The 25,713-nt window shown below is 62.1% G+C and carries 21 protein-coding genes and 1 riboswitch; of the genes, 15 read left to right on the top strand and 6 right to left on the bottom strand.

What is annotated here, in order from left to right; genetic code table 11:
* Positions 1-109: 109 nt before the first annotated feature.
* From B5P46_RS00710 to cydX, 3 genes are read left to right on the top strand one after another with little or no spacing between them, the layout of a single operon-like run.
* Positions 110-1,690 (top strand): cytochrome ubiquinol oxidase subunit I, encoded by a 1,581-nt coding sequence (locus B5P46_RS00710; protein WP_129417004.1) that lies wholly within the window; start codon positions 110-112, stop codon positions 1,688-1,690.
* A gap of 6 nt (positions 1,691-1,696) precedes the next feature.
* Positions 1,697-2,851, top strand: coding sequence for a cytochrome d ubiquinol oxidase subunit II (cydB, locus tag B5P46_RS00705; RefSeq protein ID WP_129417003.1), 1,155 nt, complete (start codon positions 1,697-1,699; stop codon positions 2,849-2,851).
* Positions 2,852-2,864: 13 nt separating this feature from the next.
* Entirely contained in the window at positions 2,865-2,987 is a 123-nt protein-coding gene (cydX, locus tag B5P46_RS00700; RefSeq protein WP_129417002.1) for a cytochrome bd-I oxidase subunit CydX, read from the top strand.
* A 44-nt stretch (positions 2,988-3,031) separates the two neighbouring features.
* On the opposite strand, the gene B5P46_RS00695 is transcribed toward cydX, so the two are convergent.
* The 5 genes from B5P46_RS00695 to B5P46_RS00675 all read right to left on the bottom strand — a co-directional run bounded on the left by B5P46_RS00695 (position 3,032) and on the right by B5P46_RS00675 (position 9,227).
* Positions 3,032-5,035 (bottom strand): aldo/keto reductase, encoded by a 2,004-nt coding sequence (locus B5P46_RS00695; protein WP_129417001.1) that lies wholly within the window; start codon positions 5,033-5,035, stop codon positions 3,032-3,034.
* A 39-nt stretch (positions 5,036-5,074) separates the two neighbouring features.
* Entirely contained in the window at positions 5,075-6,157 is a 1,083-nt protein-coding gene (locus tag B5P46_RS00690; RefSeq protein WP_129417000.1) for an ABC transporter ATP-binding protein, read from the bottom strand.
* A gap of 12 nt (positions 6,158-6,169) precedes the next feature.
* A complete protein-coding gene (locus B5P46_RS00685) occupies positions 6,170-7,006 on the bottom strand; it encodes a carbohydrate ABC transporter permease (RefSeq protein WP_129416999.1) in 837 nt (278 codons plus the stop codon).
* The gene (locus tag B5P46_RS00680; RefSeq protein ID WP_129416998.1) at positions 7,003-7,863 is read right to left on the bottom strand and encodes a carbohydrate ABC transporter permease; all 861 of its coding nucleotides are present in this window, start codon (positions 7,861-7,863) and stop codon (positions 7,003-7,005) included. The genes B5P46_RS00685 and B5P46_RS00680 overlap by 4 nt, the downstream gene beginning before the upstream one ends.
* Positions 7,864-7,952: 89 nt before the next feature.
* Positions 7,953-9,227: an extracellular solute-binding protein gene (locus tag B5P46_RS00675; RefSeq protein ID WP_129416997.1), complete on the bottom strand. Its 1,275-nt coding sequence runs from the start codon at positions 9,225-9,227 to the stop codon at positions 7,953-7,955.
* Positions 9,228-9,313: 86 nt separating this feature from the next.
* Here B5P46_RS00675 and B5P46_RS00670 point away from each other — a divergent pair, with 86 nt between their 5' ends.
* The 8 genes from B5P46_RS00670 (at position 9,314) to atzF (ending at position 20,237) form a co-directional block, all read left to right on the top strand.
* A complete protein-coding gene (locus B5P46_RS00670) occupies positions 9,314-10,231 on the top strand; it encodes a helix-turn-helix domain-containing protein (protein WP_129416996.1) in 918 nt (305 codons plus the stop codon).
* A 204-nt stretch (positions 10,232-10,435) separates the two neighbouring features.
* Positions 10,436-10,544: riboswitch (guanidine-I (ykkC/yxkD leader) on the top strand.
* Between the two features lie 74 nt (positions 10,545-10,618).
* Positions 10,619-11,692: a putative urea ABC transporter substrate-binding protein gene (locus B5P46_RS00665; RefSeq protein WP_129416995.1), complete on the top strand. Its 1,074-nt coding sequence runs from the start codon at positions 10,619-10,621 to the stop codon at positions 11,690-11,692.
* A gap of 65 nt (positions 11,693-11,757) precedes the next feature.
* Positions 11,758-12,576 (top strand): ABC transporter permease, encoded by an 819-nt coding sequence (locus B5P46_RS00660; protein ID WP_129416994.1) that lies wholly within the window; start codon positions 11,758-11,760, stop codon positions 12,574-12,576.
* A complete protein-coding gene (locus B5P46_RS00655; RefSeq protein WP_129416993.1) occupies positions 12,573-13,403 on the top strand; it encodes an ABC transporter ATP-binding protein in 831 nt (276 codons plus the stop codon). Before B5P46_RS00660 ends, B5P46_RS00655 begins: the two co-directional genes overlap by 4 nt.
* Positions 13,400-14,221: an urea amidolyase associated protein UAAP1 gene (locus tag B5P46_RS00650; RefSeq protein ID WP_129416992.1), complete on the top strand. Its 822-nt coding sequence runs from the start codon at positions 13,400-13,402 to the stop codon at positions 14,219-14,221. Before B5P46_RS00655 ends, B5P46_RS00650 begins: the two co-directional genes overlap by 4 nt.
* 12 nt (positions 14,222-14,233) lie before the next feature.
* Positions 14,234-14,884 (top strand): urea amidolyase associated protein UAAP2, encoded by a 651-nt coding sequence (locus B5P46_RS00645; RefSeq protein WP_129416991.1) that lies wholly within the window; start codon positions 14,234-14,236, stop codon positions 14,882-14,884.
* Positions 14,885-14,887: 3 nt separating this feature from the next.
* Positions 14,888-18,427 carry an urea carboxylase gene (uca, locus tag B5P46_RS00640; protein ID WP_129416990.1) on the top strand — a complete coding sequence of 1,180 codons (3,540 nt, stop codon included), beginning with the start codon at positions 14,888-14,890 and terminating at the stop codon, positions 18,425-18,427.
* Between the two features lies 1 nt (position 18,428).
* Positions 18,429-20,237: an allophanate hydrolase gene (atzF, locus tag B5P46_RS00635; RefSeq protein ID WP_129416989.1), complete on the top strand. Its 1,809-nt coding sequence runs from the start codon at positions 18,429-18,431 to the stop codon at positions 20,235-20,237.
* Positions 20,238-20,458: 221 nt separating this feature from the next.
* Here atzF and B5P46_RS00630 read toward each other — a convergent pair whose 3' ends face one another.
* Positions 20,459-21,133, bottom strand: coding sequence for a GntR family transcriptional regulator (locus tag B5P46_RS00630; protein WP_129416988.1), 675 nt, complete (start codon positions 21,131-21,133; stop codon positions 20,459-20,461).
* Positions 21,134-21,472: 339 nt separating this feature from the next.
* On the opposite strand from B5P46_RS00630, the gene B5P46_RS00620 reads away from it, so the two are divergent.
* From B5P46_RS00620 to B5P46_RS00605, 4 genes are read left to right on the top strand one after another with little or no spacing between them, the layout of a single operon-like run.
* Entirely contained in the window at positions 21,473-22,600 is a 1,128-nt protein-coding gene (locus tag B5P46_RS00620; protein WP_128460210.1) for a BMP family ABC transporter substrate-binding protein, read from the top strand.
* Between the two features lie 20 nt (positions 22,601-22,620).
* Positions 22,621-23,748 (top strand): ABC transporter permease, encoded by a 1,128-nt coding sequence (locus B5P46_RS00615; protein WP_129416987.1) that lies wholly within the window; start codon positions 22,621-22,623, stop codon positions 23,746-23,748.
* Positions 23,748-24,674, top strand: a complete 927-nt coding sequence (locus tag B5P46_RS00610; protein ID WP_129416986.1) for an ABC transporter permease — start codon at positions 23,748-23,750, stop codon at positions 24,672-24,674. The genes B5P46_RS00615 and B5P46_RS00610 overlap by 1 nt, the downstream gene beginning before the upstream one ends.
* Before the next feature lie 12 nt (positions 24,675-24,686).
* Positions 24,687-25,703, top strand: a complete 1,017-nt coding sequence (locus B5P46_RS00605; protein ID WP_129416985.1) for a formamidase — start codon at positions 24,687-24,689, stop codon at positions 25,701-25,703.
* Positions 25,704-25,713 lie beyond the last annotated feature (10 nt).

Here is a 25,713-nt window from a genome sequence, read left to right as displayed (position 1 = left end):
TTTAGGCCGGATCGGCCTAAAATCATCCGGATCTAGGCAAGACTGCATGCCCTCACGCGCCGTCGGCGCTGAGGAACGCCCGTACCCCGTGGGACCGTGGGAGAAGACAATGGAACTAGATATCGTAGCACTTTCGCGCTTCCAATTCGCGCTGACGGCGCTTTACCACTTCCTGTTCGTGCCCTTGACGCTTGGCCTGTCCGTGCTCTTGGCGATCATGGAAACCGTCTATGTCATGACCGGCCGCCAGATCTGGCGCCAGATGACGAAATTCTGGGGCACGCTGTTCGGCATCAATTTCGTGCTCGGAGTCGCCACCGGCATCGTCATGGAATTCCAGTTCGGCATGAACTGGAGCTATTACAGCTATTATGTCGGCGACATCTTCGGCGCACCGCTGGCGATCGAAGGCCTGATGGCCTTCTTCCTCGAGGCGACCTTCGTCGGGCTGTTCTTCTTCGGCTGGGACAAGCTGTCGAAGGTCGGGCATCTCGTCGCCACCTGGGCGGTGGCGCTGGGATCGAACTTTTCCGCGCTCTGGATCCTGATCGCCAATGGCTGGATGCAGAACCCGGTGGGATCGGCGCTCAATCCGCAGACGATGCGCATGGAGATCACAAGCTTCTTCGACGTGGTCTTCAATCCCGTCGCCCAGGCGAAATTCGTCCACACGGTATCGGCAGGCTATGTCTGCGCCTCGATCTTCGTGCTCGGCGTTTCGGCTTGGTACGTCCTCAAGGGTCGGCATATCGAGCTTGCCAAGCGATCGATGACGGTCGCCGCCTCCTTCGGCCTCGCCTCGGCTCTATCAGTCGTCGTGCTTGGCGACGAGAGCGGTTATCTCGCCACCGAAAACCAGAAGATGAAGCTTGCTGCGATCGAGGGCATGTGGAAGACGGAACCGGCGCCGGCGGCCTTCACCGCCTTCGGCTTCCCCGACCAGGAGGCGCGCGAAACGCATTTTGCCGTGCATATCCCCTGGGTCATGGGCCTGATCGGCACGCGGTCGCTGACCACCGAAATCCCCGGCATCGACAAGCTCGAACAGCAGGCCGAAAGCCGGATCCGCGACGGCATCAAGGCTTACGACGCGCTGATGCAGATCCGCGCAGTACCGGCACAGGGTCAGGTTGCGCAGGAAGTGCGCACTTCCTTCGAGGATCTCGGCCATGATCTGGGCTACGCTCTTCTTCTGAAGCGCTACGTCGACGATCCGCGCCAGGCGACCGAAGAGCAGATCGTCCAGGCCGCGCGCGATACGATCCCGCACGTGCCGACACTCTTCTGGTCCTTCCGCATCATGGTCGGCCTCGGCATCTTCTTCATCCTGCTGACCGCCACCTTCTTCTGGCTGTCGGCGCGGCGCCATCTCGACAAGTACCCGCTGCTTTTAAGGATTGCCGTGATTGCCATTCCCCTGCCCTGGGTTGCCATCGAACTTGGCTGGGTCGTCGCCGAGTTCGGCCGCCAGCCCTGGGTGATCGAAGGCGTATTGCCGACGGCAGCCGCCGTCTCCAGCCTCGGCGCCGGCACTGTGCTTCTGACCATTATCGGTTTTGGCGCACTTTATACCGTTCTGATCGTCATCGAGATGGGCCTGATGATCAAGGCGATCAAGCAAGGACCGGAGCCGGACGACGAGCCGGAAGCCCATCTGATTTCCGAAACCCTCGTCCCGGCCGCGGAGTGACTTGCCATGATCCTTCACCAACTCATCGACTATGAAACCCTGCGTCTCATCTGGTGGCTACTGCTCGGCGTCCTGCTGATCGCCTTTGCGACGACGGGCGGCTTCGATCTCGGCGTCGGCACGCTTCTGCCTTTCGTCGCCCGGACCGATACGGAACGGCGCGTGGCGATCAACACCGTCGGCGCCACCTGGGAGGGCAACCAGGTCTGGCTGATCCTCGGCGGCGGCGCCATCTTTGCCGCCTGGCCGCCGCTTTATGCGGTCTCCTTCTCGGGCTTCTATTTGGCGATGTTCGCGATCCTCTTCGCGCTCATCCTGCGCCCGGTCGGTTTCAAATACCGGTCGAAACGGGAAAGCGCCCGCTGGCGGAGCGGCTGGGACTGGGCGCTCTTTATCGGCGGCTTCGTGCCGTCGCTGATCTTCGGCGTCGCCGTCGGCAATGTGCTGCAGGGCGTGCCCTTCCGCTTTGCGGACGATATGCGGATCTTCTACGAAGGCTCCTTCTTCGCGCTGCTCAACCCCTATGCTCTGCTCTGCGGCCTGCTTTCCCTAGCCATGCTGACGATGCATGGTGCGGCCTGGCTGGTGTTGAAGTCGAGTGGTCCGGTCGCGGAGCGCGCCAGACGCTATGGCAGCATCGCCGCCCTTGCCGTTGTTCTGCTTTTCGCACTCGGCGGTCTCTTCCTGTGGATCGGCGTCGGTGGCTATCGCATCACCAGCGATATCAGCCCGATCGGCCCCTCCAATCCGCTGCTGAAAACCGTGGCGCTGGAGAAAGGCGCGTGGCTTACCAACTACACCACCCACTCGTGGACGATCATCGCGCCCGTCCTCGGTTTCGCCGGCGCGGCACTGGCCTTCATTGCCATGCGGGCAAGGCGCGAGGTCATGACGCTGCTCTTCAGCAAGCTGGCGATCTTTGGCATCATCTCGACGGTCGGCCTGTCGATGTTCCCGTTCATCCTGCCCTCTTCGCTCGATCCGCGATCGAGCCTGACGGTCTGGGATGCATCCTCCAGCCACATGACACTGTTCATCATGCTGGTGGTGACGGTGATCTTCCTGCCGATCATCTTCGCCTACACAGCCTGGGTCTACAAGGTTCTATGGGGCAAGGTCGATGAGAAGTCCATCACCGACAAGAACAGCCACGCCTACTGAGGGAGACGAAACGATGTGGTATTTTGCATGGATGCTCGGCCTGCCGTTGGCCGCCGCCTTCGCCGTCCTCAACGCCATGTGGTATGAGCTGATGGACGACGCCGCCAAAAAGAAGGCGTCCGAAGGGCGCAAGTAAATATCGGGAGGGCGCGGGTTCAAACCGCGCCCTTTCCTGTTGCGTCAGCCTTCCAGCCACTTCACCTGATCGGGTGTGAGCTTGATGTCGAGCGCCGAGAGGCTGTCTTCCAATTCGGCGACGGTGCGCGGCCCGATCAGCGGAATGACCGGGAAAGGCTGGGCGATCACATAGGCGAGCGCGATGTGGATCGGATTGCGGCCGAGTTTGTTGGCAAGCTCGATGGCACGGTCGCGGCGTCCGAAGTTGCGCTCGGAATACCAGACCCGCACGATCTCCTCATCGTCCCGCTTGTCCCGGCCGGCGCGGTCGGTAAAGAAGCCGCGGCCCTGGCTCGACCAGGCAAAGTTCGGGATCTGCTTCTCGTTCAGCCATTTCTTCCAGTCGTCATCGGAAGCGGCAACGCAGCCGGCCCAGATCGGATCGAGCATTTCGGCGAGCGAGAAGTTGTTGGAGAGTGCCGCTGGCGCCGCCTTGCCGGTCTTTTCGGCATAAGCGATCGCTTCGTCGAAGCGGGCCCGCGTCCAGTTCGAGCCGCCGAATATGCCGCGGATGCGTCCACGCTTGACCTCGGCATCCATGGCATCGACGAACTCCCCGACGGGCACGTCGGTATTGTCGCGATGCATGAAATAGATGTCGACATAATCGGTCTTCAGCCGGGCAAGCGACTGGTCGAGCTGCTTTGCGATCATATCGGGATAGCAGAGCGGCGAATGAGCGCCCTTGCCGATCAGCACGATCTCCTCGCGCGGCACGTTGCGGCTTGTGTGCCAGTCGCCGAAGATCGCCTCCGTCTTGCCGCCGCCATAGACATAGGCGGTGTCGAAGGCATTGCCGCCGGCTTCGTAAAAGGCGTCGAGCGTCAGCGAGGCAGAGGCGAAGTTCGGGAAGAATTCGAAACCGAGTGTCACGACCGAAGCCGGCTTGGAAATGCCGGGAATCTGACGCTGCGGAATGCTGTTGCCGCGCGCAATCGCGCCGCCGGCAATGTTTGCCGTGCGTTTGCTGGCTTTTTCCACGCCATATTCGAGGCCGACCGAAGCACGCCACTGGTCGAGCACACGCAGGTTTCCGATCGAATCTGCCCAGCTCATGCCGGGAGAGCTGAATTCGGTCTTGCCGGCGCGGATGGCATCGCCTGCCGCATCCGCCTCGAAGGAATAGAGCCAGCGATCCTCCCTGAGTTCGACGGTTTCTCGGCTGCCGCCCTTGAAAATCTCGATCTTGCCGACGCCGCCCTTGTGGCCGGAGGCAAACCAGAAGTCCTGGACCTCGATCCGGCCTTCCGAGCCGATGATGCGCAGCACATTGTCCTGCTGCGCCATGATCGAGCAGGAGACTTCGGCGATGATCTCGTTCGGGAACTTGAGCACGGCAGATGCCCATTCATCGACGCCGCTTTGGCCGAGATGGGCGACGCCCGAGACCTTCTCCGGTTCGAGGAAGGCCTTGCCCTCCGCGGCGCCGGCAATCAGTCTGGCCATCGAGACCGGATAACCGCCGACATCGAGAATGCCGCCGCCGGCGGTGTCGTTGGCGAAAAGCCGATGTTCCGGCTTATAGCTGCCCATGTTGAAGCCGAAGCTCGAGCGGATGATGCGAACGGTGCCGATGGCGCCGCTTTTGACGAGTTCGACCAGCTTCTCCGTCTGCGGATGCACGCGGTACATGAAAGCTTCCCCGGCAAAGACGCCGGCTTTTTTAGCCTCGTAGTAAACGGCTTCGGCATCGTAGGCCGACAGCGCGATCGGCTTTTCCACCAGGATGTGCTTGCCGGCGCGTGCCGCCTTGATCGCCCATTCGGCATGGCCGGTGTGCGGGACGGCGATATAGATCGCATCGATCTCCTTATCGGAGAGCAACGTCTCGTAACCATCGACGATGCGGGCGCCGGGGAAGTTTTCGGCAAGACCCGGCTTTGCAGGATTGCGGGTGGCGATCGCCACCAGCTTTCCCGTGCGCGAATGAGCGACGCCGTCGGCAAAGGTGCGGGCGATGGTGCCGGGGCCGATGATGCCCCAGCGGATCGGTTGATCTGAAGTCATGGAAAGTCCTCTTTCGTCTTTCTGTCCTGGGATTTTAGTTCAGCGAAGCCGCTTGCCGGCGCCGTCGAAAAGGAATGAGCGGTTGGCGGGAAGACCGACCGTCAGCGTGTCGCGATTGCCGGCGACGCGCGATTCCGGCCGCTCGATGATCAGTTGCTCGGGGCCTATGGTGGCGTAGATGTAACTGGTATTGCCGAGGTGTTCGGCGACGTCGATGGTGACGGTGAGGTCGGCATCGCCCGTGCCCGCATCGACGAAATGTTCGGGACGGATGCCGAGCGTCACCTTTGCGCCGGCTTCGATGGGATCGGCGACCGGCAGCGTCAGGCGGGTGTTGGCGTCGTTTTCCAGCGCGATCACCGCCATGCCCGGCTGCGTCTCAACCACTACGGCCTTGAGGAAATTCATCTTCGGCGAGCCGACGAAGCCGGCGACGAACTGGTTGGCGGGGTCGTCGTAAAGGTCGAGCGGTGCGCCGATCTGCTCGATATTGCCGGCGCGCAGCACGACGATCCTGTCGGCGAGCGTCATCGCCTCCGTCTGGTCGTGGGTGACATAGATCATCGTCGTGCCGAGCTTTTTGTGCAGCCTGGAGATTTCGACGCGCATCTGCACACGCAGTTCAGCGTCGAGGTTCGACAAAGGTTCGTCGAACAGGAAGACCTGTGGTTCGCGGACGATGGCGCGGCCGATCGCGACGCGCTGGCGCTGACCGCCGGAAAGCTGCTTCGGCCGACGCTTCATCAACTCGGTGATCTGCAGGATCTCGGCGACATGGCGCACGCGCCGCTCGGTGTCGGCCTTCGGATTGCCGTTCATGCGCAGGCCGAAGCTCAAATTTTCCTCGACGGTCAGGTGCGGATAGAGCGCATAGGACTGGAAGACCATGGCGATGCCGCGATCGGCCGGCTCGACGTCGTTGACGACCCTGCCGCCGATCTGAAGCTCGCCTGAGGTGATGTCCTCGAGGCCGGCGATCATCCTGAGCAGCGTGGACTTGCCGCAGCCGGAGGGGCCGACGAAGACAACGAATTCGCCGTCCTTCACCTCCAGATTGGCGCCGTGGATGATCTCAAAGCCGCCGAAGCGCTTGACGATGTTGCTGAGTGAAAGCTCTGCCATGCAGCCTCCCGATTATTTAATTGCGCCGGCGGCGATACCGGCGATGAAATGGCGCTGAAGAGCCACGAAGATGACGAGGATCGGCGCCGTCAACAGCACCGCGCCGGCCATGATGCCGCCCCAGGAGACCTTGGTGAGGCCGATCAGTGTTCCCAATGCCACAGGCGCCGTCATCATCCCCGGTCTGGAATTGATCAGCAGCGGCCAGAGGTAATTGTTCCACGAGTGCAGGAAGAGAATGATCGCCAATGCCGCCATGGTCGGGCGCGCCAGTGGCAAGGCGATGCGCAGGAAGATCTGCCATTCCTTGACGCCCTCGACCCGGGCCGCATCGAAGAGCTCGCCCGGCATCATCGAGAAGGATTGCCGCATGAACAGCACGCCGAGCGAATTGAACAGCGGCGGCACGATCAGGGCTACCCAGGTGTTTGCCAGCTTGAACTCGCGGGCCACCATGATGAATTGCGGGATGACGACCACGGAGAAGGGAAGCGTGATCGTGCCGAGGATGATGGCGATGACGACGGAGCGGCCGACGAAACGGTAACGTGCCAGTGCCCAGCCGGCCATCGAAGTCAGCAGCACCGAGAGCACTGTATAGATGAGCGCCACGCCGATGGAGATCACCATGGCACTGATGAAATCGGTATCGGCCTGCAGGTTCTTGAAATTCTCGACGAAATTGGTCGATGGCCAGAGCACGATGTCAGGGCTGAAGATGCCGTTATCGGGCATGGTCGAGAAGACGAACATCATCCAGAGCGGAAACAGCCAGATTATCGCAAGCGGCGCCAGTGCGGCATGCAACGCGATCTGGCGCAGCAGAAGGGATTGCGATTTGGATTTCATTTCGGATCCCTCCCGACCCAGAGATTGAGAAGCGAGATCGCCACGGCAAGGGCAGCCATCGTATAGGCGATCGCCGAGGCATAGCCGAAATTCAGCGAGGTGAAGCCCTGGCGATAAAGCAGCAGGCCGAGCGTCTCGGTGCCGCCGCCGGGACCGCCGCGATTGGTGATCAGGAAAGGCTCGGTGAAGAGCTGCATGGTGCCGATCACCGAAAGAACCACGCAGAAGAGGATGATCGGTTTCAGGAGCGGCAGGGTGATATGAAAGAATTGCTGGACCTTGCTCACCCGGTCGAGGGTCGCTGCCTCGTAGACATCATCGGGAATCGACTGCAGGCCGGCGAGGATGATGATGGCGTTGTAGCCGGCCCAGCGCCATGTGACGGCGAGGATGATCAGCGCCATAGCGGCATTCGCATTGTCGAACCAGGAGACCGGGCTGAGACCGACGGCCGAGATCAGCTTGTTGATGATGCCGAAATCGAGGCTGAACATCAGCCGAAACACCGCGGCATAGGCGACTTCACCGACGACGACAGGGGCAAAGAAGGCGAAGCGGAAGAGCGGGCGCGCTTTCAGCAGCGGCGAATTGAGCATTACGGCCATAACGGTCGCAAGCGCGATCATGACGGGCACCTGGATCACCAGGATGATCAGCGTGTTGTAGAGGGCATTGTAAAAGGCCGGGTCGTAGAAGAGCCGGCCCCAATTGGCCTGGAAACTATATTTCCACGGGTTGATGCGGGTGTTCTGAAAGGAAATCAGGAACGAATTGATGATCGGCCAGACCCAGAAGGTGGCAAAGACCAGCAGATATGGGGCGAGGAACGCATAGGCGCTCCGGGTTCTGAATGGCATCGAGCCTCCTCCTCACAAAACCAACGAATGACCAACCGCCTTGCGGCGGACGGAGAGCCGGGCGCGTCAAGCGCGCCCGGCATCGTCATTCACTGCGCGATCGGAAGGCCGGTCGCCGAAGCGATCTGGTTGGCGGCATCGTCGAGAGCCGCCTTCGCATCGGGATAGCCGCCGGAGAAGAACTTCGTCTGCGTCGCCTTGAAGATGGCTTCGGCATCGCTCTGGAAGGCGGTGCCGCGGCTCGGCACGATCTTCGGCAGCGTCGCGAGGATATCGGCCCAGACCTTCTGACCGCCCCAATAGGGCTGCGCTTCGTTGACAAAGGGATCTTGTACGGCCGAGAGCAACGATGGCACCAGACCGAATTCCTTCAGCATCGTAACCTGGCCCTCGTTCGTGCCGAGGGCGTAGTTGACGAATTTCCAGGCTGCTTCCTTATTCGCGGAGGTCGCCGAAATAGCGAGCGACGAACCGCCGAGATTGGCGGCATGCGGGCCATCGGCCGTCAGGCTCGGCATCTTGTAGACGCCCCACTTGCCCTTAAGATCGGGCGAGGTCGAGCGAACGGTGCCCTCGTACCAGCCGCCATACAGTTGGCTCGCGGCCTTTCCGGCGGTATTGGCCTGGATCTTTTCGTCCCAATTGGCTGCCGTCAGCGTGCCGGCATCCTTCATTTCCTTCACCTTTTGCAGCGAGGAGACGCAGGCCGGCTGGTTGATGGTGATGGACTGGCCGTCGCTCGAGTAATAGCCGCAGCCCTGTTCGTTGGCGATCATGCGAAACCATTCGCTATCGCCATTGAAGTCCGCCTGCGCCATGACGACGCCGGGGTTGGCGGCGGAAATCTTCTTGCCGGCGGCAATAAAATCATCCCAGGTGCTGATGGTGCTCGGATCGACGCCGGCCTTTTCGTAGAGATCGCGGCGGTAGAAGACGGCGACAGGACCGGAATCCCATGGCATGGCATAGGCGACGTCGCCGACTTCAAGCTCGGTGCGCTTGAATTCGGGGAATTTCGCCTGGATCTCAGGCGTATAACCGAGCTCCTTCAGATTGGCGAAGCAATCGGGAAAACGGCTCCAGAAGATTTCAGCTTCGAAATTCTCGATGCTGACGATGTCGGGCAAGCCGTCGCCGCCGGCGGCGCAGGCCGCGAGCGTCTTATCGAAGACCTGGGCGTTGCCGAGGTCCTCGACGGTGATCTTGATATCGGGAAACTGTTTGTTGAAGCCTGGAAGCGTGGATTTCAATGCCGACGCGGCGACATTCCAGCTCCAGATGGTGAGATTGGCCGACTGCGCGAATGCGGAGCCGGAAGCAAGCACTGCGACAGCTGCGGTCGCAGCGAGAAGTTTGAAGCGCATTGAAAATCCTCCCTTTTCAATTGCCGATCTTTCACGAACGCGGTTAGACTATCTGCAAGGGAGCGGGTGTCTCCTAAAAAGGGAATATGAATTTGGCGGAAAGTAAGGTCGGCACACGTGCAATCTATCAGCCCGGCGCGAGCAGCATCGAGGGATTGCCAACGGCGCTGCAGATGTTTCATGCCCATCCGCCCGTCATGGCCATGCCGCACTGGCACGCGCAGGTCGAGGTCAACTATGTGATGCGCGGCACTGTGCATTACCGGATGAGCGATCACGAATTCCGGCTGAACGCCGGCGAAATGTGCCTCTTCTGGGGTGGTCAGCCGCACCAGATGGACGAATCCTCAGACGATTCGCTCTATGCCGGCGCCCATCTGCCACTCGTCTATTTCTTCCGGTTGCGCCTGCCGATCGGTGTTTCCAGCCGGCTGATGAAGGGTGAGACGCTGGTGACCTCGGCAACGGATGCCGCCGACAACGAGAACTTTACCCGCTGGTTCCGCTATGCCAATTCCGGCGATCCCGCCAAGGCCCAGCACGCCGTCGACGAGCTGCTGCTGCGCATCGAGCGGATCGCGCTCGAACCCTATTCGATGACGTCGCAGGCGATCGTCAATCTCGAAGGGGATCACCCGCATCCGCATTCCTCGCGCAGCGTCGCGCGCATGTGCGATTTCATCGCCGCCAATTTCCTGCACGACATCGATTCGGTCGATATCGCCCGCGCAGCCGACCTGCACCCGAAATATGCGATGAACCTGTTCAAGCGATCGACTGGCATGACGCTCAGCAAATATGTGACGCTGCTACGGCTGTCGCGCGCCCAGGCGATGCTGATGAGCGAAGGCGCCAACGTGCTGCAGGTGGCGATGGACAGCGGCTTCGGCTCGATCAGCGCCTTCAACAAATCCTTCCGCCACATCGCTGGCATGTCGCCGTCGAATTTCCGCCGCGATATCAGGCTGGTAACGACGATCCCTTCCGGCACCTTCCGGAACTAGCCGCAATTCGGCGTCTGCGTCCTCTGCCTGCTGCTTGTTTTTAAACGGGGCAAAAAAAAAGAACCAGCGCCTAAGGTGGCGGCAGAATGCGCACATTTTCTGGGCAAGTGCATGCACTATACATCCTCAAGAGAATTGATGCCATCGCCCTCTCAACGAAATCAATGATTTATAATTTGGCACACACTTTGCTTCGATAATTGCAGAGTTGGTGGCTAGGGTTCCGGCGTCGCAAGGCGTGGCTGGTCCGAGAGCTGCCACCGGTAGGGGAGACATCCCGCCGGGTGCACGGCGGGACAAAAGCCCGGGAGACCTCGTAAGCCAAGGGATTGGCGGCACGATGGTCATTGCCGATCCCTTTTGAAGAAAAGCAAAAGGGGAATTTCAATGCAGACTTTTTCGAAGATTCTATCGATGACCGCCCTGACGGCGTCCCTGGCGCTCGGGCTCGGCTCCATCGCCAAGGCCGAACAGAAGACCGATTTCAAGGTCGCCTGGTCGATCTATGTCGGCTGGATGCCCTGGGGTTACGCTGCCGATCACGGCATCGTCAAGAAATGGGCCGACAAATACGGCATCAAGATCGAGGTGACCCAGTTCAACGACTATGTCGAATCGATGAACCAGTATACCGCCGGCGCCTTCGATGCCGTGACGCTGACCAATATGGACGGCCTGTCGATCCCGGCTGCCGGCGGCGTCGATACGACAGCCGTCATCGTCGGCGACTTCTCGAACGGCAATGATGCCGTCATTCTCAAGGACAAGGCGAGCCTTGCCGACATCAAGGGACAGAACGTCAATCTCGTCGAATTTTCCGTCTCGCACTATCTGCTGGCCCGCGCGCTCGAAAGCATCAAGATGACCGAGCGCGACGTGAAGGTGGTCAACACCTCCGATGCGGACATGGTCGCAGCCTACAAGACGGCTGACGTGACCGCAGTCGTCACCTGGAACCCGCTGGTCTCGACCATCCTCGAGGACCCCACGGCCAAGAAGGTCTTCGACAGCTCGCAAGTGCCGGGCGAGATCATCGACCTGATGGTCGCCAACACTGGCGTGCTGAAGGACAATCCGAATTTCGGCAAGGCACTCGCCGGCATCTGGTATGAGACCGCGGCACTCCTGATTGCCGACAGCGCCGAAGGCAAGGCCGCGCGCGAGGCGATGGGCCAGGCATCGGGCACCGATCTCAAGGGTTTCGAATCCCAGCTTGCCGCAACCAAGCTGTTTGCCAAGCCGGCCGATGCCGTTGATTTTACCGCGTCGGGCAGCCTGCCAAAGACAATGGATCTCGTCCGCAACTTCCTGTTCGAAAAGGGTCTGCTCGGCAATGGCGCGCCGTCGGCCGACGTTATCGGCATCGAAATGCCGGATGGCAAGATCCTCGGCGATAGTGGCAACGTCAAGCTGCGCTTCACCGAGACCTACATGAAGGCGGCCGCCGACGGTTCGCTCTAAGCGATGTCCAAGCAGCGGTGCGGTTTTGACCGCGCCGCCCAATCTCCATCAGCGGAGCTTTCCTCATGCGCTGGATCAACACGAGGCCGAGCCGGGGGGCGCAGCTTGCCTTGACGCTGCTGCCCTTCGTGCTGCTGATCGTTGCCTACACATTCGGCTCGGCAGCACGGCTGGCGGAAAACGCCAACGACAAGCTGCTGCCCGGTCTTGCCGGCTTTGCCGATGCGATCGATCGCTTGGCCTTCATCGCCGATCCGCGCACCGGGCAATACCTGCTCTGGTCCGATACCGGAGCGAGCCTGGTCCGCCTGTTTGCCGGCCTCGGCATCTCCACGATCACCGCGCTCGTCATCGGCATGCTGATCGGCATGTTGCCTTATCTGAGAGCCCTGCTCTCCCCTTTCGTCGCCGTTATCTCAATGGTGCCGCCGCTGGCGCTGCTGCCGATCCTCTTCATCGTCATGGGGCTTGGCGAAGCCTCGAAGATCGCGCTCATCGTCATCGGCGTTGCGCCGACGATGATCCGCGACCTTGCGCTGAAGGCGCTGGAACTACCGCGCGAGCAGATCGTCAAGGCTGAAACGCTCGGCGGCTCCTCCTGGCAGATCGGCCTTCGCGTCGTGCTGCCGCAGATCCTGCCGCGACTGATCACCTGCCTCCGGCTTCAGCTCGGTCCGGCCTGGCTGTTCCTGATCGCCGCCGAAGCGATCTCGTCGGATTCCGGCCTCGGCTACCGCATTTTCCTCGTCCGCCGCTATCTCTCGATGGACGTCATCTTTCCCTATGTCGTCTGGATCACGCTGCTCGCCGTGATCATGAATTATATCCTCGATCGCATCCGCATCGCCGTCTTCCCCTGGTCGGAGCTGGAGAAGCAGGCATGAGCGAACTGGTGATCGAAAAGGTCTGGAAAGAGTATGGCGACCAGATCGTGCTTGAGGACGTGTCGCTGACCGTCGCCTCACGCGCCTTTGTCGCCCTTGTCGGTCCGTCCGGCTGCGGCAAGTCGACGTTCCTGCGCATGCTGCTTGGCCAGGAGCGGCCGACGCGAGGCACGATCCTGCTCGACGGGCAAGCGCTGCCGCAGGAGCCGGGGCCGGATCGCGGCGTCGTCTTCCAGCGCTATTCCGTCTTCCCGCACCTGACCGTGCTCGGCAATGTGCTGCTCGGGCGGGAATTATCCGCTTCCCGCTATAAGGCCAAGCTCTTCGGCGCCGCCCGGCGCAACGCGGTCGACGAGGCGCGGCGGCTGATTGCCGAAGTCGGCCTTTCCGGGGCTGAGGACAAATATCCGGCGCAGCTTTCCGGCGGTATGCAGCAGCGCCTGGCGCTGGCGCAGGCGCTGATCATGAAGCCGAAGGTGCTGCTGCTCGACGAGCCCTTCGGGGCGCTCGATCCTGGCATCCGCGCCGAGATCCATACTTTGATGAAGCGGCTCTGGCACGAAACGCAGATGACCGTCGTCATGGTGACGCACGACATGCGCGAGGCCTTCACGCTGGCGACGCGCGTCGTCGCCTTCGAGCGCCGGCGCGACCGCCCGGAGGAGAAGGAGCGCTACGGCGCGACGATCACCAAGGATATTTCGATCTGGCCCCCTAGGCTTGCCGGCGCGCCCACCATCTTCAGCCCCGACCGGGACGGCCCGGTCATTTCTCTGGGCCTTCGCCGGGACGACCCGGCTTCCAGTCCGTCAGGAGAAAAGCCATGATGCATGTCAGACGTTCACCCGAAGAGATATCAGCCAACCGGCAGCGTTATGAGGAACATCAGAAGAAGGGGCTTGAATTTGCGCCGAAGGCCTTGCCGGCGCCAAGCCCCCTGCCCGCTCCCGCAATCGATGCGGCTGCGATCATCCATCAGGAGACCATTCCCGGCAGCTGGTACTGGTCGACCGCGCTGAAGCGCGGCGAGGTGCTCCGCATCGACCAGGGCGAAGGCGGATCGACCGTGGCGCTCGTCGCCTGGAACGCCACTGACACCAGCGAACGGCTCAATCTCGTCGATACGGTCAAGGTGCAGTGGACGACGGCCCTCGGCAGGGGCCGCGTCATCTTCTCGGATATGGGTCGGGTGATGTTTTCGTTGATCGAGGACAGTTCCGGCGCCCATGACTGCCTGATGGGCGGCTCGACGGCAGCCTCCAACGCCGCAAAATATCCTGGCGTCAAGACCCGCAACACCCGCGACAATCTCGTGCTCGTCGCCGGTAAGCTTGGTTTCGAACGACGCGATATTCCTGGGATTCTCAATCTCTTTTCCCCCGTCCGCGTCGATGATGACGGCGGCTTTCACTGGCGCGGCAAGCTTTCCAATAGCGGCGATTATGCCGAGCTGCGCGCCGAGATGGACATGATCGTCGGCTTCTCCAATTGCCCGCATCCACTCGACCCCGACCCTGTCTATGCGCCGAAGCCGGTGATCGTCACGCGCTTTCGGGCAGCCGCGGCTGCCGCCGACGACCTCTCGCGCACGGCAACCGCCGAAGCCCTTCGCGGCTTTGAGAACAACGCCTCGATGCTGGCCTGAGGGAGGATGACAATGACCGATTTCATCAAGACTTCAGCTTCGCGCAGCGTCGAAAACGCCGCGCAGGATCATTTCATCCCGGCCGAAGCGCCGTGGTCCGGCATCGTGCGCAAGGGCCAGACCATCCGCATCGAAGACAGCTATGGCCAGCAGGCGATCGATACGCTGTTTTATCGCGCCGATGATTTTAACGAGCGGTATTCCAACCAGGATACGATGCGGGCGCAGGGTGGCGCCTATATCGGCACTGGCACGAAGATCATCTCGAACGAAGGCAACGTCATGCTGGTCATGACGGCCGACAGCTGCGGCCGGCACGATACATCCGCCGGCGCCTGCTCCTGCGAAAGCAACACGGTGCGTTTCGGTCACGGCACGAAATACCTGCATGCCTGCCGCGACAATTTCGTGATCGAGGTGACAAAACACGGCATGAGCAAGCGCGACATCGTGCCGAACATCAATTTCTTCATGAACGTGCCGATCAAGCCGAATGGCGAGATGACGATCGTCGACGGCATTTCCGCGCCTGGTGACTATGTCGAGCTGGTGGCGGAGATGGACGTGCTTTGCGTCATCTCCAATTGCCCGCAGATCAACAATCCCTGCAACGGTTTCGATCCGACACCGATCCGGGTGCTGATCTGGGACGGCGAGGACTGATCGATGTTCACCAAGGTCCTTATCGCCAATCGCGGCGAAATCGCCGTCCGAGTCATTCGGACATTGAAAAGAATGGGCATCGCCTCGGTTGCCGTCTATTCCGATGCCGATCGGTTCTCGAAGCCGGCGCTGACGGCCGACGAGGCCGTGCACCTCGGCCCGGCGCCCGCCGCTGAAAGCTATCTCAACGTCGATGCCGTCATCGCCGCCTGCAAGGCGACGGGAGCACAGGCCGTTCACCCGGGCTATGGCTTCCTCTCGGAGAATATCGGCTTTGCCGAGCGGCTCGCCGCCGAAGGCATCGCCTTCATCGGCCCACGGCCGGAGCATCTCTCGGCCTTCGGCCTGAAGCACACGGCGCGCGAATTGGCGAGAGCGAGCGGCGTGCCGCTGCTGCCCGGCACCGATCTCCTGCAAAGCGTCGACGAGGCGCTTTCGGCCGCCGAGACCGTCGGTTATCCCGTCATGCTGAAGAGCACGGCCGGCGGCGGCGGTATCGGCATGCAACTCTGCGCCGATGCCGCCGGCCTCAAGGCTTCCTTCGAAAGCGTGCAGCGGACCGCGCGCGCCAGCTTCGGCGATGCGCGCGTCTACATCGAGCGTTTCGTTGCCGAAGCGCGCCATGTCGAGGTACAGATCTTCGGCGACGGCAAGGGCGGCGTGATTGCGCTCGGCGAACGCGACTGCTCGCTGCAGCGGCGAAACCAGAAGGTCGTCGAAGAGACCCCTGCCCCTGGCCTTTCCGCGGAAACGCGGGCGCGACTGCACAAGGCGGCAGTTGATTTGGGACGCTCGGTCTCCTATGAATCGGCCGGCACCGTCGAATTCATCTATGATCCCCAGCGCGAGGAATTTTATTTCCTCGAGGTCAATACCCGCCTGCAGGTCGAGCATCCAGTCACGGAAGCCGTTTTCGGCATCGACCTCGTCGAGTGGATGATCCGGCAGGCGGCCGGCGAGGACGTGCTCTCGGGCGCCAGGGGCCTGACGCCGAAGGGTGCGGCGATCGAGATGCGTGTTTATGCCGAGATGCCGCATGCCGATTTCCGCCCGAGTGCCGGCCTGCTGACCGAGGTCGTCTTCCCTGATAATGCCCGCGTCGACGGCTGGATCGAGACGGGAACCGAGGTCACGCCCTTCTACGACCCGATGCTCGCCAAGCTGATCGTGGCGGCGGAAGATCGGCCGGCGGCGATTGAGAAGCTGAAGGCAGCACTCGCCGAAACATCGATATCGGGCATCGAAACCAATCTCGATTATCTCAGGGTGATCGCCGCCTCCGAATTGCTTGCAAGCGCCAAGGTGGCGACGACGGCGTTGCGCGACTTCGCCTTCGTTCCCGACGTCGTCGAGGTGCTTGCGCCCGGGGCGCAATCGAGCATTCAGGAACTGCCGGGGCGGCTCGGCCTGTGGCATGTCGGCGTGCCGCCGAGCGGGCCGATGGACGAGCGCTCCTTCCGCCATGCCAACCGGCTGGTCGGCAATGACGATGTGACGGCTGCGCTGGAGTTGACCGTTTCCGGTCCGACATTGCGGTTTTATGCCGACCAGACGATCGCGCTTGCCGGCGCGCGGATGCCAATGACATGCGACGGCGTAAAATTGCCGCATGACGCCCCGGTGACAATCCGGGCGGGTCAGGTTCTGTCGATCGGTTCGATCGAAGGACCGGGACAACGCGCCTATCTCGCCGCCGCCGGCGGTTTTGCCGCACCCGTTGTGCTCGGCTCGCGCGCGACCTTCGGCCTTGGCCAATTCGGCGGCAACGCCACCGGCACCCTGAAGACTGGGCATGTGCTGCATTTTGCCCGCCAAGTACCGGCCGAGCCGGTGAGACCCGCGACGGAGGCGGCCGCCTTGACGCGCGAATGGGATGTCGGCGTCGTCTATGGCCCGCACGGGGCGCCCGATTTCTTTCAGGACAGCGATATCGAGACACTGTTTTCGACGGCCTACGAGGTGCATTTCAACAGCGCCCGCACCGGCGTTCGCCTCATCGGCCCTGCCCCGGCTTGGGCGCGCCGCGATGGCGGCGAGGCGGGGCTGCACCCCTCCAACCTGCATGACAATGCCTATGCCATCGGCGCGATCGATTTCACCGGCGACATGCCGATCATTCTCGGCCCCGACGGCCCGAGCCTCGGCGGCTTCGTCTGCCCGGCGGTGATCGCCCGCGACGAGCAGTGGAAGATGGGCCAGTTCAAGCCCGGTGACCGCATCCGTTTTCATGCAGTCGTGCGGCCGGGAGATCCGATCGCCGGCCCAGCCGTGCGGCGGGTCACGGAAGAAACAGGTTCGCCGATCCTTGGCATCAGCGAGGATGGCCCGGTTTCTGTCATTTATCGCCGCCAGGGCGACGACAATCTGCTCGTCGAATATGGGCCGATGACGCTCGATATCGCCCTTCGGCTGCGGGTGCACCTGCTGATGCAGGCGGTCGTCGAGGCCCGCCTCCCCGGCCTCGTCGACCTCACCCCCGGTATCCGCTCGCTGCAGATCCATTACGACGGCACGCAGCTGACGCGCCGGCGCCTGCTGGGGCTGCTCTCCGAGATCGAGGCGACGCTTCCGGCAGCCCAGGAGGTTACGGTGCCGAGCCGCATCGTGCATCTGCCGCTCTCCTGGAACGATCCGGATGCGGAGCTTGCGATGCGCAAATATCAGGAACTCGTGCGCCCGAACGCGCCTTGGTGCCCGTCGAATATCGAGTTCATCCGCCGCATCAACGGCCTTCCCGACGAACAGGCCGTCCGCGATATCGTCTTTGATGCGAGCTACCTGGTGCTCGGTCTCGGTGACGTCTATCTTGGCGCGCCGGTTGCGACCCCGACCGATCCGCGACATCGCCTGGTGACGACGAAATATAATCCCGCCCGCACCTGGACGCCGGAGAACGCCGTCGGCATCGGTGGCGCCTATATGTGCATCTACGGCATGGAAGGACCGGGCGGCTACCAGCTCTTCGGCCGCACCATCCAGGTGTGGAACACATGGCGGGAGACCCCGGCCTTTGCCAAGGGAAAACCCTGGTTGCTCAACTTCTTCGACCAGATCCGTTTCTTTCCGGTCAGCAATCAGGAGCTGACGGAGGCGCGCGCCGCCTTCCCGCATGGCGGCTATCCCATCCGGATAGAGGAGACGGAATTCTCCTATGCCGCCTACGAGAAGGAGTTGCAGGCGAATGCGGCGTCGATCGGCCGCTTCAAGGCAACGCAGCAGGCGGCCTTCGATACTGAGCGCCAGCGCTGGAAGGACGCCGGGCTCGACAGTTTTGTCACCGACGAAGGCACGGGCGAAAGTCTTGATGGGGATATTCCCGACGGGTGCTTCGGTGTTGCCAGCGCCGTACCCGGCAATATCTGGAAATTGCTGGTCGAGCCGGGCGCCCCGGTTGCGGCCGGCGATACACTCGCCATCATCGAATCGATGAAAATGGAAATCAACGTCACCGCCCATGCGGCAGGCCGCGTCCGCGACCTGCGCGCCGGGCCGGGAAGAAACGTCAAAGCCGGCGATATCATCGTCGTTCTGGAGGAATGCTGACATGCTGCCGACTATCCTCGATCTCTCAAGCCTTCGCGCCGCCTATCAATCCGGCCTGACGCCGCTAGATGCTATCGAAGAGGTGATCGCCCGCCGCGCCGCCTCGAAAGATCCGGCAATCTTCATCACCCCGGTGCCGGATGAGGAGCTGCGCGCTGCCGCCAAAGCGCTGATGGCACGCGCGCCTGAGGCAAACAGCCTGCCGCTCTGGGGCGTTCCCTTCGCCGTGAAAGACAATATCGATGCCGCCGGCCTGCCGACGACCGCTGCCTGCCCGGCTTATGAGTATCGGCCGGAAGCCGACTCCACCGTCGTTGCCCGGCTGAAGGCAGCCGGCGCCATCATCATCGGCAAGACCAATCTCGACCAGTTCGCGACCGGCCTCAACGGCACGCGCTCGCCCTATGGCGCGCCGCGTTCGGTCTTCGATGCAGCCTATATCTCCGGCGGATCGAGCTCCGGATCGGCGGTCACGGTGGCTTCAGGTCTCGCGGCCTTCGCACTCGGCACCGATACGGCGGGCTCCGGCCGGGTGCCGGCCGCCTTCAACAATCTGGTCGGCATCAAGCCGACGCCGGGTCTCTTGCCGAATACCGGCGTGGTTCCGGCCTGCAAGAGCGTCGATTGCATCACGATTTTTGCCGCGACCGTCTCTGACGGTATTGCGATCCGCAAGAGCGCCGAAGGCTTCGATGCCGCCGATCCCTTCTCCCGTCGCGCCACGCCGGCGAACCTGCCTGTGTCGAGCTTGCGCATCGGCGTCCTCACCGACGCCGAGCGGGAATTCTTCGGCGACAAGGAGGTGGAGGCGCTGTACGACCAGGCGATCGAGCGGGCCAGAGGGCTCGGCGCGACCATCGTGCCGTTCGACTACGCGCCATTCCGCCAGGCCGCCACCCTCCTCTATGACGGGCCGTGGGTCGCCGAACGCCTGGCGGCGGTCGAGACCTTCCTTGCCACGAACGCAGCCGATTTCGACCCGACGGTGCGCGGAATTATCGAGGGCGCCAAGGGCAAGACCGCAGTCGAGGCCTTCAACGGCCGATATCGGCTGGAAGAATTGCGCCGCAAGACCGAGGCCGAATGGGCAACGGCCGACGTGCTTCTGCTGCCAACGGCGCCGACTACCTACACGGTCGCCGATATGCTGGCCAATCCCGTCGTGCTCAACGGCCGCCTCGGCCGTTACACCAATTTCGTCAACCTTCTCGATTGCGCGGCGATCGCCGTTCCGGCCGGCTTCGGAAAAGGTGGGCTGCCGGGCGGCGTGACCGTCATTGCACCTGCCTTCACCGACGATGCGCTGGCGCCGCTTGCCGATGCGCTGCACCGCGCAGCAAGCTCCGGCATGGGCATCGACCGGCAGGCTGCGATCCCCGAAGCAAGCCCTGTTGTGCCTGGCGATGACGGCTTGGTGCCGATCGTCGTCGTTGGAGCGCATCTGACCGGCATGCCTCTCAACCACGAACTGACCCGACCGGGCGGCAGGCGCATCAAATCCTGCCGTACTGCACCGGATTACCGCCTTTTCGTCCTACCCGATACCGTCCCGCCGAAGCCAGGCCTAATCCGCGAACCCGGCTTTGACGGCAAAGGCCTCGAAGTTGAGGTTTGGAAAGTCACCGCGGAAGCTTTCGGGCGCTTTGTCCAGAACATCCCGGCGCCGCTCGGCATAGGCAAGGTAACGCTCGATGACGGTTCCCAGATTGCAGGTTTTCTCTGCGAGGCTCATGCAATCGAAGGCGCACGTGAAATCACTGAATTGGGAGGCTGGCGCGCCTACGTCACGGATCAAAGGATCCCGAAATGAAATGAGCATGAAGTATCATCTCAAAAAGATCCTCCTGGCGATACTTGCGGGCCTTGAAGCACGAAGCGACGCGCGACGGTTCGGTCGCGCAAGAAGGTGATTGATCATCGGTCCAGCCCTTCGCTGCAGGATCACGTGACGAGGCCGTACCGGGGCGGTGCGCACTTTTTTGTCCTTGTAGCCGGGCCCAGCGGCGCCTGATTTTTGGCGCCGTGTCCTCGTTACTCCCCGGCCGTTGCAAATACCGCGCTGGCATCGCTGACAATTTCCACATGAGAATATGCCGCCTGCCCCGCAGCCGCGGCATCCGCGCGCATGATCGCGGTCACGATCCGGCCGTGCTCCTCATAGGATTTTGCCAGACGCCCGGGCAGACGGAACTGCGCCCGCCGAAAAGGCGCGAGCCGCGCCCGCGTCTGCGTCACCATCTCGAAGACATGATCGTTATGCGCGCCGCGATAAAGCCGGGTATGGAATTCGGTGTTATGAGCCGAGTATTCCTCTTCGGCGCCGGCATGCACGAGCCTTACCGATGCCAGGTGCTCCAACTCCAGCGCGCGCCGCTCATCGACCGCCATGCGCTCGGCCGAGAGCCTGGCGCAGATTGCTTCAAGCTCCGCCATCGCCTCGAACATCGAATGCAGATAGGCCTCACTGACATTGGTAACGAGGGCACTGCGGTTTGGCTCACGCACGACCAATCCCATGGCGCCCAGTTCACGCAAGGCCTCTCGTACCGGCGTGCGCGAAACGTCGAAACGAACCGCGAGCGACACCTCGTCCAACTTCGCGCCGGGCAGGATTTCACCCGTGACGATCATGTCGGCAATCGCTCGCACCATCTGTTCGACGGTGGTTCCGGTACGGATCACTTCTCTGCGCCTAGTCTGCTTCACAATAGGAATCTGCTCACATCAACACTCTGCATACAGATGACGTTCGAAACTCGATAAGTCAAATCGAGCAGTGAAGGTATTGTTAAACTTTCGCTTTCGGGTGAATAAGAGAGTTTGAGCAGCGCCGCGTAGTAGTGCCTACGCAGTCACAATGAACAAGAAATACCTGTTGATTACTTTTTGCGCAATAATTCGAACAATCTGCATGCACTTTGCAGCGCGCAAGCCTTTACGACACAAATAAATCATAAAAAACAAAAGATTGATTTCTGGCACGCACATTGCATGCACTTTGCTGTACCCGTTCGCAACCGGCCCAACGCCGCAAGGAGCATTCCGATGACCAAACTCCTTTCCATGAACCGCCGCAATTTCCTCCAGGCTTCCGCTGCCGGTGCGCTCGCCGGCGCCATGCCCGGCCTGATCGGCTCCTCCGCCGCAGCCCAAACCGCACTGACCGTCGGCTTCATCTATGTCGGCCCCAAGGACGACTACGGCTATAATCAGGCGCATGCGGAAGGTGCGGCCGTTATCAAGGCGCTACCGGGCGTGACGCTGGTCGAAGAAGAGAATGTGCCGGAAACCGTCGACGTCCAGAAGACGATGGAATCCATGATCAACCTGGACGGCGCGACCCTGCTCTTTCCGACCTCCTTCGGCTACTTCGACCCACACATGCTGGCCGTGGCCGCCAAACATCCCGACATCCAGTTCCGCCACTGCGGCGGCCTCTGGCAGGAAGGCAAGAACCCGGCCAACACAGGCTCCTATTTCGGCTATATCTTCCAGGGCCAGTATCTGAACGGCATTGCCGCCGGCCATGCGACGAAGAGCAAGAAGATCGGCTTCGTCGCCGCCAAGCCGATCCCGCAGGTTCTGCAGAATATCAATGCCTTCCTGCTTGGCGCGCGCACGGTCGATCCTGGTATCACCTGCCAGGTGATCTTCACCGGCGAATGGTCGCTCGCCGTCAAGGAGGCCGAAGCCACCAATGCGCTGGTCGACCAGGGCGCCGACGTCATCACCTGCCACGTCGACAGCCCCAAAGTGGTCGTCGAGACGGCCGCCGGCCGCGGCGCCTTCGTCTGCGGCTATCACGCCAACCAGAGCCCGCTTGCTCCCGAAAAGTACCTCACCGGCGCCGAATGGGCCTGGGGCAACGTCTACAGCGACTTTGTCAAGAAGGCGCAGGCCGGCGAAAAGCTCGGCAACTTCGTGCGCGGCGGCCTGAAGGACGGCTTTGTGAAGATGAGCGCGCTCGGCCCCGCCGTGTCCGCCGAGGGCCGCAAGGCCTTCGAAACCACGCAGGCGGAGATGATGAAGGGCGGCTTCTCGGTCTTCAAGGGTCCGTTGAAGGACAATAAGGGCGACACTGTCGTGGCTGCCGACAAGAGCTACGCCGAAGACGCGATCGAGCTTGAAAGCATGAATTATCTGGTCGAGGGCGTGGTCGGGTCCACAGCGTAAACCACGAAGGGAGAAGCGCCATGACCATCGAGGCCAATGATCCCGCAATAGCCATCGTGGAAAAACCGGCTTCGCTGCGCCCCGTCCTCGAATGGATCGCGCGGCGAGCCGAGCCTGTTGTCATCGGCCTCGCGGCCATCCTGATCGGTCTTGCGCTCTTCTCCCTCTTCATCCTGGCGGTCGGCAAGTCGCCGGCCACCCTCTTCCAACTGATGTACACCGGCGGCTTCGGCAGCTGGTTTTCGGTGCAGAACAGCTTAAGTCGTGCCGCACCCCTTCTCCTGACGGCACTCTGCGTCGCCCTGCCCGCCCGTCTCGGCCTCGTCATCATCGGCGGGGAAGGAGCGGTCGTGCTGGGCGGCGTTGCCGCCGCAGCCATGGCTCTGCCGCTCGCCGGCACCGCGCCTGTCTTCCTCACCCTCATTCTGATGGCGATCGCCGCCATGGTGGTCGGCGGCATCTGGATCGGCCTTGCCGGTTTTCTGCGCCACTATCGCGGCGTCAACGAAACCATCTCGTCGCTGCTGCTCTCCTATATCGCCATTGCCCTGATGAACCAGTTCGTCGAAGGGCTGCTGCGCGATCCGGCAAGCCTCAACAAGCCGTCGACCAAGCCGCTGCCGGCGGAATATATGCTCGGCAATATTCCCGGCATGGACGTGCATTGGGGCCTGGTCATCGGCATCCTCGCCTGCATGGTATCCTGGATCGTCATCGAGGCGACGAGCTACGGTTTTGCCGCCCGCATCGCCGGCGGCAACGTGCGCGCCGCCCAGATCCAGGGACTGCCGGTCGGCAAGCTGATCGCCGGATTTACCGCGCTTGCCGGCAGCTTTGCCGGCCTGGCGGGCATGATCGAAGTGGCGGCGGTGCAGGGAAGCGCCAATGCCTCGCTTGCCGCCGGCTACGGTTATACCGGTATCCTCGTCGCCTTCCTCGCCAGGCACAATCCGCTGGCGATCATTCCGGTGGCGATCCTGCTCGGTGGCATCGACGCCTCGGGCGGTCTCATCCAGCGGCGCATGGGTCTGCCGGATGCGACGGTTCTGGTGCTGCAGGGGACGCTCTTCATCGTCATTCTCTTCTGCGAAACCTTCTACGGCCGCTTCAAGATCTTCAATCCCGACCTCTGGAAAAGGAGCCTCTGATGGAGGAGACAGGCATCGGCATGTGGGGCGTGCCGCTGGCGATCTTCGCGGGCGCCATTCGCGTTTCCACCCCATTCATCTTCGTCAGCCTCGGCGAGACGATCACCGAACGCTCCGGCCGCATCAATCTCGGCCTCGAAGGCACGCTGGTCTTCGGCGCCATGACGGCCTATGCGGTGGCCGTCATGACCGGCTCGCCGACCCTCGGTGTGCTGGCTGCCATGATGGCGGGCGCTATCTTCGGCCTCATCCACGGCTGGATCTGCAAATTCCCCAAGGTCAACGACATCGCCATCGGCATTGCCATGATGCAGTTCGGTCTCGGCATGGCGTTTTTCCTCGGCAAATCCTTCATCCAGCCGGTGGCGCCGAAACTGCCCTCGATCCCGCTCGGCGGCTGGTCGAGCACTCCGCAGATCCAGGCGGCGCTCAACATCAACGTGCTGTTCTTCATCGGCGCGGCACTTGCCCTCTTTCTGTTCTGGGCCTTCAAAAACACCCGCATCGGCCTGATCCTGCGCGTTGTCGGCGACAGCACCGACGCGGCCCGGGCCATGGGCATCCACCCGGACCGGGTTCGCCTGCTCGCGACGGCCGCCGGCGGCTCGCTGGCGGCGATCGGCGGCGCCTATCTCTCGCTCTATTATCCGGGCTCATGGAACGAAGGCATCTCGTCGGGTCAGGGCCTGATGGCGGTGGCTCTCGTCATCTTCGCCCGCTGGAACCCGATTGGCTGCTTTCTCGCTGCCCTGCTTTTCGGCGGTGCCGGCGCGCTCGGCCCGGCGCTGCAATCGGTCGGCGTCACACAGGGCTACTACCTCTTTTACGCCGCGCCTTACGTGCTCACCCTCGTCATCCTGATCGCCACGTCCTCGCCCACCCGCTCGCTCGCCGGTGCGCCGGGGGCGCTGTCGCTCACGAAATAACGGAGCTTTCCGATGAACGGACTTGGTGGGCTCAACAAATCCGAACACGGCGTCGGCATCGGCCTCGTTCAGCTCCAGCTGCCGGTGACCGTCACCAAAGCGGACTTGGCAAAGCAGACGCAGGTGATCGTCGATCTGGTGGGTAAGGCGCGGCGCAATCAGCCGGGCATGGACCTCGTCGTCTTTCCCGAATACGCGCTGCATGGCCTTTCCATGGACATCAATCCGGAGATCATGTGCACGCTCGACGGGCCGGAGGTCGCGGCCTTCAGGCAGGCCTGCAAGGACAACCGGATCTGGGGCTGCTTCTCGATCATGGAGCTGAACCCTGGCGGCATGCCCTACAATTCCGGCATCGTCATCGACGATCAGGGCGAGTTGAAGCTCTATTATCGCAAGATGCATCCCTGGATCCCCGTCGAGCCCTGGGAGCCCGGCGACCTTGGCATCCCCGTCATCGAGGGCCCGCGGGGCGCCAAGCTCGCGCTGATCATCTGCCATGACGGCATGTTCCCGGAGATGGCGCGCGAATGCGCCTATAAGGGCGCCGAAGTCATGATCCGCACAGCCGGCTACACGGCGCCGATCCGCGATGCCTGGCGTTTTACCAACCAGGCCAATGCCTTCTGCAATCTGATGGTCACCGCGAATGTCTGCATGTGCGGCTCGGACGGAACGTTCGACTCCATTGGTGAAGGCATGATCTGCAATTTCGACGGCACGATCATCGCCCACGGCACATCCGGCCGCGTTAACGAGATCATCACCGCAGAGGTGCGTCCTGATCTGGTGCGCGAGGCCCGGCTCGGCTGGGGGGTGGAGAACAATATCTACCAGTTCGGCCATCGCGGCTATGTCGCCGTCGCCGGCGGCGCCCAGGATGCGCCCTACACCTACATGCACGACCTTGTTGCCGGCAAATACCGCCTGCCATGGGAAGACGAGATAAAGGTCAGGGACGGCACGTCCTGCGGATTTGACAAGCCGATGCGCCGTTACGGCGAACCCCTCAAACCTGCCGCGGAATAGGAGAGAGAAT

The organism is Rhizobium leguminosarum (assembly GCF_004123835.1).
GTDB lineage: Bacteria > Pseudomonadota > Alphaproteobacteria > Rhizobiales > Rhizobiaceae > Rhizobium > Rhizobium leguminosarum_M.
This window is presented reverse-complemented; position numbering and strand designations above follow the sequence as displayed.